This window comes from Microcoleus sp. A003_D6 (assembly GCF_036702825.1).
In the GTDB taxonomy this organism is placed as follows: Bacteria; Cyanobacteriota; Cyanobacteriia; order Cyanobacteriales; family Microcoleaceae; genus Microcoleus.
Genome location: NZ_JAUBWA010000100.1, coordinates 1 through 8,035 on the forward strand (window position 1 = coordinate 1; position 8,035 = coordinate 8,035).

Sequence of the window (8,035 nt, forward strand, 5' to 3'; positions counted from 1 at the left end):
GCTACTGGTTCGCGGATGCCGTCGATGTCCACTGGAGGGGCAGCGATGAAGGCGATGATGTAGCAGATGGTGGCGCTCAAGAGTGTTGGAATCATCAAGACGCCGAACCAACCGATATAAATACGGTTGTCTGTGCTTGTGACCCATTCACAAAAGCGTTCCCAGACGTTGGCGCTTTCGCGCTGCTGTAAGGTTGTTGTCATGGTTTTATGATTGCTGTATTTGGTTGTCAATGTTCGGATGATGTTTCTATTATTAACGGTATTGTTAAGGTTTGTAAAGGGGTGTAACGACAGTTAAACTGATGACTGCGATTAGGAAAGCTGATGAAAGGACAGATGGGCGATCGCCCGCGCGCGAAAAGATATGCCAGCCTGCACGCGCGGCGCACCTCAACCCTAACGAACGGGAGCGATGGGAAGTGGAGAAGGTAGAGGAACAGGAGCGAGGGTAGGTGGAGAGACCGGCCTGCGAGGAGGTGGAGCACTGCTGAACTGCTGGAGTTGCTGCGGGGTGAGCGATCGCAAAATTCTCAGTCCGAGAGTGTCTCGGGAAATGCTTAAAGCGTAGGATGGCTCCAAATACGGGCGGAAATTTGATTTGTTGTTCAAATAGCTTTCCATGAAAGCTAGGCTGAGTCCGCTGAGGTAGCGGCGGGCTAAAGCAGGTTCGGGCCCGATGACCTGTGGTGGTGGCAGAAATACGCTTTGAGGCGAGTCCTCGATCGTTGAGAAGTGAGTCCCGTTGTTCATCAGTACCAGATATTTGTTGGGCGATGTCAGCCAAGTGAACGGTTGAATTTGTTCGAGCAAAGCTGGGGCGACTGTATCGGCGCTGCCTGCGACTACCATGACTGGGATTTTGATTTGGCTGAGGTTTGTTTCGCCGAGAATGCTGCTGACGATCGGGTTGACGGCGATCGCAGCTTTGACGCGCGGGTCGCCGAAATTGTACTGGTTGCGCTCTAGGCCCCGGGCGCCGCACTGCAACAGCAGGGAGAGGTTCCAAGTGTCGTTTTCGTCGAGCCGGCAATCTTGGTCTAGCTGTGCAAAATTAATCCCCGCCCCGGCTAATGCTAAAGCCGTATAGCCGCCGAAAGACTGGCCGATGACGCCCACTCGCTGCAAGTCGAGCTGCCCTTGGTAAGTCGGATCGGTTATAGAAAGTTTGGTTAAATAATCCAGAAGGTCTTTGATGTCGAGGGGGCGGTTGACAAATTCTGCTGGTTCTGCTACATCCTTGGCTCTGCCTGTTACTAAGTTTTGGATTTGTTGGGCGTTGCTGCCTGGGTGTTCGGGGACGGCGACGGCAAAGCCGTAGGAGGCTAGGTGTTTGGCTAAATACTGGAAGGAAATGCGATCGGAACCTAAACCGTGGGAAATTACTACGACAGGGGCCGGTTGCGGGCTGCCCTGCGGCAGGTAAATGTCCATATCAAAGGTGCGAGGGCGATTTGGACTCGTCACAGTTACCGAGGATTTTTTCCAAGTATAGGGGCCCGGTAGCTGGGGCTGCTGCATTTCGGCGGGCGGTATGGCAGGTTCTGAGGCTGCTTCTGCTTCCGACAACTGGGCGACTCCGGCGATCGCCTGATTGGAACGGTTGATCAGCGATGTCAGTTTGTCGGCGATATCCAAGCCGCGGGCGATGTCAATCCTGATGCCGTAAGTGGGGAATTTCCGCAGCACGTTGAGAATTGTCAGACCTTCTGAATCTGAGGCTGCTAAAATCAGGGCGGCTCGGATGGCATAAAATCCGGGCTGCCGAGCTTTGGTTTGAATTACTCGGCCCAAGCGTTTCAGCAGCACTTCTCCTTGAGGCGTGTAGAGGAATTGGGCGATCGTCACGTTGCTGATTTCAGCTTTCGCTTGCAGGGCGCTGCGAATCTCCGCTAGCTGTGCTTTGTTGGCGTACTGAGCGAAGCCGTCCAAGTTCGAGTCTATTTTGCCTTCTTTGGCGAAGAGTGCCAGGGATTCGATGGGAACTGATTCTTCTAGCGGCCCGTAAGTTACGTAAATTCGTTCTGCTCCCCAAGCTGGTGCGGCGGTGCAAACAGCCGTGAATGCAAACAATCCTAGGTATTTTGGGGCGATCGACCGCCGAGTGCGAATGGCAGCAGTAGAGAGACTCGGAAACAGACAGTTCATAACTTTCACACCTAGGACTTCTAATTAATTAGTCGGTGAAACGATGTAAATTGTTTCGCCAAGATTTAATGACGAAAAATCGATCTGTTGCTTGGGAAATTAGGTTATGGTGGGAAGCATAGCCTGAGAGTAATTTTCTGACCTGAGAAGACTAGCTGAAATTTTAAATTCAACGCCGAGGGGTCACACCTACTGGAATGCCCATTGATTATTTTTTCAGCTATGCAAGATATTTTCGATCGAGTTTGTAACTACAGTCTGAGTGAGAGAATTTATTATGTTCAATGCAACTGCTATCCTGATTGACGCTTTTGTGCAAGAGCTACAGGCCGGCTACCGCCGCACCTACGGCAAGTACAAGCCTGACTACCCTGAAATTATTGCCTGGGCGGGGACTATGGCTCTGGAAAATATCGCTAACTGCGATGCTTTGTACCACAATGTGGAACACACAATGCTCGTGGCTTTGGTGGGACAAGAGATTCTCCGGGGCAAACATATTCGCGAAGGGGGAGTGTCGCCGGAAGATTGGCTGCACTACCTGATTTCGCTGCTGTGCCACGATATCGGCTACGTGAAAGGTGTTTGCCGCCAAGACCAAGAAGCTGTGGGACTCTACGCTACGGGGATTGACGGGGGCATGGTTTCTGTGGCGATCGGCGCCACTTCTGCCAGTTTAACTGCTTATCATGTCGATCGAGGAAAACTCGTAATTGACGAACGCTTTGGCGGCCACACATTAATTGATGCCGAACAAATCAAGCGCAATATTGAATTGACTCGCTTCCCAGTTCCTGCTAGCGAAACTCATCAAGACAGAAACAATTATTCTGGACTCGCTAGGGCCGCCGATTTGATCGGTCAGTTGAGCGATCCCAATTACCTGCGAAAAATAAGTTCCCTGTTCTACGAATTTGAGGAAGTCGGCACTAATAAAATCTTGGGCTACAAGTCTCCAGGAGATTTGCGGCAAAATTACGCCAAGTTTTATTGGAACGGAGTTTTCCCCTACATTCCAGCAGCTTTGAACTACTTGGAATTGACCCAGGGAGGCAAACAAATTATTGCCAACCTCTATGCTAACGTGTTTCAGGTAGAACACGCTGAACCGATCGCTTTCAACAAGACAAACGCTCAAGAATTAATAAAATCCCGCGCCAATGGCAACTTGAAGGGCGAAAAAGATAGTGAGAATCTTCAACCTTCCATGTCCGGAGATCGCAATAAATTTACGGAGTTTCCCGACCTAAATTTGTGATTGAGTAACCAGCCTTGCACTGAAGCCAATCGAGCGACTCAGCAACTAGGTTAAAATATTTTAACCTAGTTGCTGAGTTGCTTTTTTTGATATAATATAGCTAATACAGGACTAAGGCACGCGTGTCACACTCAAATCGAATTGTAGGGTGCGTCAGACGAAGTTAAGAAACGATTATCGAGGGTTTCCAGTTCTGACGCACCTTACTAATTGTGCCAGTTGGCATTACTTAGTCCTGTAATAAATCCTTGTTTGTTAGGGAGATGTAGGTCATGGCAACCAACAACATAGAAGTCGTTTTTAGCTTTGATACAACTGGCAGTATGTATCCTTGCTTGACGCAAGTTCGTCGGAAAATTAAAGAGACGGTAACGAGACTGCTCGATGAAATTCCTGGCATTCGCATTGGCATTATTGCCCACGGCGACTATTGCGACGCTGACAGCACTTACGTCACTAAACACCTCGATTTGTCGGGCGATGTCGGCACGATTTGCAATTTTGTTCAAAATGTAGAGCCAACTGGCGGTGGCGATGCTCCAGAATGTTATGAATTAGTCTTGCACGAAGCTCAGTCACTTTCTTGGACTCCAACTAATTCTAAAACATTGGTACTAATCGGCGACGACATCCCGCACGCACCCGCTCAAACTCCTCAAAAACTTAACTGGCGTCAGGAAGTAGATAAGTTAGCACAGATGGGGATTACCGTTTACGGCATCCAAGCTCTCAACCGCCAGCACGCTACTTTATTTTACAAAGAAATAGCCGAAAAATCTGGCGGTTTTCACCTCAATCTCGACCAATTTTCCTACATCACAGATTTCTTTTTAGCAGTTTGTTACCAACAGTCATCTAACGAACAACTACAAGCTTACGAACAAGAAGTTGTCAGTGAAGGTCGCATGAATCGGGGATTAAACAAGATGTTTGATACCATGCTGAAGCGGGAAAGCGCCGCTGTTTACGAATCTGCCCAATTGCGAGCCGTAAAACCGGGGAGATTTCAGATTTTAGAAGTAGACAGCGAGATTTCAATTAAAGCTTTTGTTTTAGAGAATGGTTTGGCTTTTAAAACCGGGCGCGGGTTTTATGAGTTTACTAAAACAGAAACTATCCAAGGTAAGAAAGAAATTGTGCTGATGGAACGTTCGACAGGGGATTTGTTTGAAGGAGAAGCCGCGCGAGAAATGTTGGGTTTGCCAATGGGCGAGACTGTTCGCATCAAACCGAGCAATCTAGAAAAGTATGCGGTTTTTGTGCAAAGTACCTCGGCAAATCGCAAGCTGATGGGTGGAAGTCGTTTCCTTTATGAAGTTGAAGATTGGGATCGTTAATCAATCTTAAAAGTCCAAACTACAACCGCAGATCCATGCAGATAATGCTAAAATTTCTATTGTCTGTGTTTATCCTATACATCTGCGGTTAAAAAATATACACTTTTAAATTAATATGCAACCCGAAATTGAACAGCAAATTAAACAGTTGAGGCAGCAGCTACAGCAGGCTAGCTATGCTTATTATGTTCTCGATGCGCCGACTATGCCAGATGAGGTGTACGATCGCCTTTATCGCCAGTTGCAAGACTTAGAATCAGATTATCCGGAATTAATTACTGCCGAAAGCCCGACTCAGCGGGTCGGAGAACAGCCTGCTACTCAATTTTTTAGCGTCAAGCACAATATTCCTCTCTACAGTTTGGAAAATGCTTTTAATTTTGAGGAATTTGCTAAATGGCAGGAACGCTGGCAAAGGGTAGCACCCCCCCTAACCCCCGGTCAAGGGGGAAATGCACCCCCCCTAACCCCCCCTTATCAAGGGGGGGGACAAGAGGGAATTACGCCTTCTAAAGATGGAAATGCACCCCCCCTAACCCCCCCTTGTCAAGGGGGGGGACAAGATGGAATTTTACCTCCTCTTAGCAACGAGAAAAACAAAGAAATTACTCCCCCCCTTAGCAAGGGGGGGTTGGGGGGGGTTTCCTATGTTTGCGAGTTAAAAATTGACGGTTCTGCTTTAGCGTTAACCTATGAAAATGGGGTTTTAGTTCGCGGTGCGACGCGGGGAGACGGCATTTCAGGAGAGGACATTACTCAAAATGTCAAGACTATTCGCTCGATTCCTTTAAAGCTTAATTTAGATAATCCGCCACCGATTGTAGAAGTGCGGGGAGAAGCTTTTTTGTCCTTAGCTGTGTTTGAGGAAATTAATCGGGAACGGGAAAAAGCGGGGGAACAATTGTTTGCTAATCCTCGCAATGCTGCGGCGGGTACGCTGCGACAGTTGGATGCTAAAATTGTGGATAAGCGAAAGTTAGATTTCTTTGCTTATACTTTGCATTTTGATGAGGGTAACGAGGGTAAAAAGCAGTGGGAATCGTTGGAATTGTTGCAAGGAATGGGGTTTAAGGTGAATCCCGATCGCAAAATTTGCTATGCTTTGGAGGAGGTTCGCGAGTATTACGAATATTGGGATACTGAACGGCGGAATTTGCCTTACATGACGGATGGGGTTGTTGTTAAGATTAATTCGGTCTTGCTGCAACGACAACTTGGTTTTACTCGGAAGTTTCCGCGTTGGGCGATCGCCCTGAAGTATCCCGCGGCCGAAGTGCCTACAATTGTGGAAGCTGTCACCGTGCAAGTAGGGAGAACCGGGGCTCTGACTCCAGTTGCGGAACTCAAACCGGTGCAGTTGGCTGGAACGACGGTTTCGCGGGCTTCTCTCCACAACAGCGATCGACTTTCCGAGCTAAATCTCCACATTGGCGATACTGCGATCGTCAGAAAAGCTGGAGAAATTATACCAGAAGTTGTGCGAGTTTTGCCGGAACTTCGCCCCCAAAATGCTCAACTTTTCCAAATGCCTAGCTGCTGTCCCGAATGCGCGCAGCCTGTAGTTCGTGAAAAAGGGGAGGCCGTTACTCGCTGCATCAATACATCTTGTCCGGCGATTTTGAGGGGTTCGCTGATTCATTTTTGCAGCCGGGATGCTCTTGATATTAACGGTGTTGGGGAAAAGTTGGTGCAGCAGATGGTTGATAGCAATCTGCTAAATTCTGCGGCGGATTTGTATGATTTGACTGCGGAAAGATTGATGAGTTTGGAACGTATGGGCAAGAAGTTGGCCGAAAAATTGGTAAGTGCGATCGCCCAATCGAAAAATCAACCTTATTCGCGGGTACTTTACGGTTTGGGCATCCGCCACGTCGGCAGCGTCAACGCTCAATTGCTGACAGAAAGGTTTGCAAATGTGGAAGAGTTAGTAGCGGTATCGGCGGCAGCGATTGAGGGCGTTTACGGCATCGGGCCGGAAATTGCTCAATCGGTTTATCAGTGGTTTCGAGTTCCGGCAAATCAAAGTTTAATTGCACGGTTAAAAACTGCGGGATTGCAATTGCAGTCAGAAGTTAAAACTCAGAATTCAGCAGGCAAAAATTTACAATTGGCTGGCAAAACATTTGTACTTACGGGAACTTTGCCCACTTTAAAACGAGATGAAGCTAAAGATTTGATTCAAAAAGCAGGAGGTAAAGTCACAAGTTCCGTGAGTGCTAAAACTGATTATGTGGTTGTGGGAGAAGATGCGGGTTCTAAGTTGGAAAAAGCTCAAGCTTTGGGAATCGAAATACTTTCGGAAGCTGAGCTTTTAGAACTGCTATCGAAACCATAAATGATTGGTGAAAGTCAATATATCTCTCTTTGCTCTTTCTCTGCGCCCTCTGCGGCCTCTGCGGTTCGCAAAAAAAAGCTGATTCACTTTGGCAGTTTTCAAAGAACATCGCCAACAATTCTATTGCGCTAGGTGCAAAATAGCCGATCCTCTTCGAGGGCTCCGCTAACGCGAATTGCGCAATACCTCAAAAGGAATAGAAATCGCGATCGCACTCCGTCAATATACATACTTCCCCGGCGGTGCTGGGGGAATCGGTTGTCGGGACAGGCTAGTTTTGCTAAAATTTGATAAAGTCTGCAAGAACGATCGACCGCGATAGCTCGTAACTGCAAGCTTAGGCAAGTCCCCGCAATCACAGGAGATACATTATGTCGGAAATTCCAACAGAACAAACACAAACAAACTTGACAACTCCAGAAATAACTACCGAAAGCTCAATTTCGGGAGTGGAAAACGTGAAAAATAGTTTGGGAAACGTCCTAAATAGTTGGAAGTTGAAAGCAGGATTAGCCGTTGCTGTACTTTTGGGAGTTTTGCTATTTGCTTTCTACTGGCAGCATATGATTGCAGTGGCAGGTATGAAGAGTTGGGCGGCTCGATCGGGCGCTAGAGCGATCGAATGTATGGTAAGAGATACTAATAACGACGAGTATGTCAGTTGCAGCGCCCTCCTCGACCAGCAGATTGTCCCTCTTGAGTGCAGTTCGAGTTTGTTCAATATCGGCTGTCGAGTCAATTACGGAACTGCGACACCTAATTTGAAACAGCTTGGACCCAGGGCTGCTCTTTTCAAATAATTTTTGACTCTCTCTGACCGAAAGACGGATACAATCCCCGACAGGAGTCGCGGTGAGAAAAAAAGTTTGGACGTTCGTTCAAGCCCCCAGATTCATCTGTGGGGTTGTATTTAAAATCTAAAATTTAATTAATTGCTCATCACAACCCATCATCAAAC

The 8,035-nt window shown here is 47.6% G+C and carries 5 protein-coding genes and 1 pseudogene; 4 read left to right on the plus strand and 2 right to left on the minus strand.

Annotated features, from left to right (window positions below):
* Both QUB70_RS23745 and QUB70_RS23750 read right to left on the minus strand, forming a co-directional pair.
* A pseudogene (locus tag QUB70_RS23745) lies at positions 1 to 203 on the minus strand (photosystem II q(b) protein); the annotation flags it as partial.
* A 195-nt stretch (positions 204 to 398) separates the two neighbouring features.
* Entirely contained in the window at positions 399 to 2,147 is a 1,749-nt protein-coding gene (locus QUB70_RS23750; RefSeq protein WP_332983832.1) for an alpha/beta hydrolase, read from the minus strand.
* 277 nt (positions 2,148 to 2,424) lie between these two features.
* On the opposite strand from QUB70_RS23750, the gene QUB70_RS23755 reads away from it, so the two are divergent.
* The 4 genes from QUB70_RS23755 (at position 2,425) to QUB70_RS23770 (ending at position 7,877) form a co-directional block, all read left to right on the plus strand.
* Positions 2,425 to 3,405 (plus strand): Npun_R2479 family HD domain-containing metalloprotein, encoded by a 981-nt coding sequence (locus tag QUB70_RS23755; RefSeq protein ID WP_332983813.1) that lies wholly within the window; start codon positions 2,425 to 2,427, stop codon positions 3,403 to 3,405.
* A gap of 272 nt (positions 3,406 to 3,677) precedes the next feature.
* On the plus strand, positions 3,678 to 4,742 hold the full coding sequence (locus QUB70_RS23760) for a vWA domain-containing protein (RefSeq protein ID WP_332983814.1): 1,065 nt from the start codon (positions 3,678 to 3,680) through the stop codon (positions 4,740 to 4,742).
* A 115-nt stretch (positions 4,743 to 4,857) separates the two neighbouring features.
* On the plus strand, positions 4,858 to 7,077 hold the full coding sequence (gene ligA, locus QUB70_RS23765; protein WP_332983816.1) for an NAD-dependent DNA ligase LigA: 2,220 nt from the start codon (positions 4,858 to 4,860) through the stop codon (positions 7,075 to 7,077).
* Between the two features lie 371 nt (positions 7,078 to 7,448).
* Positions 7,449 to 7,877: a hypothetical protein gene (locus QUB70_RS23770; protein WP_332983818.1), complete on the plus strand. Its 429-nt coding sequence runs from the start codon at positions 7,449 to 7,451 to the stop codon at positions 7,875 to 7,877.
* Positions 7,878 to 8,035 lie beyond the last annotated feature (158 nt).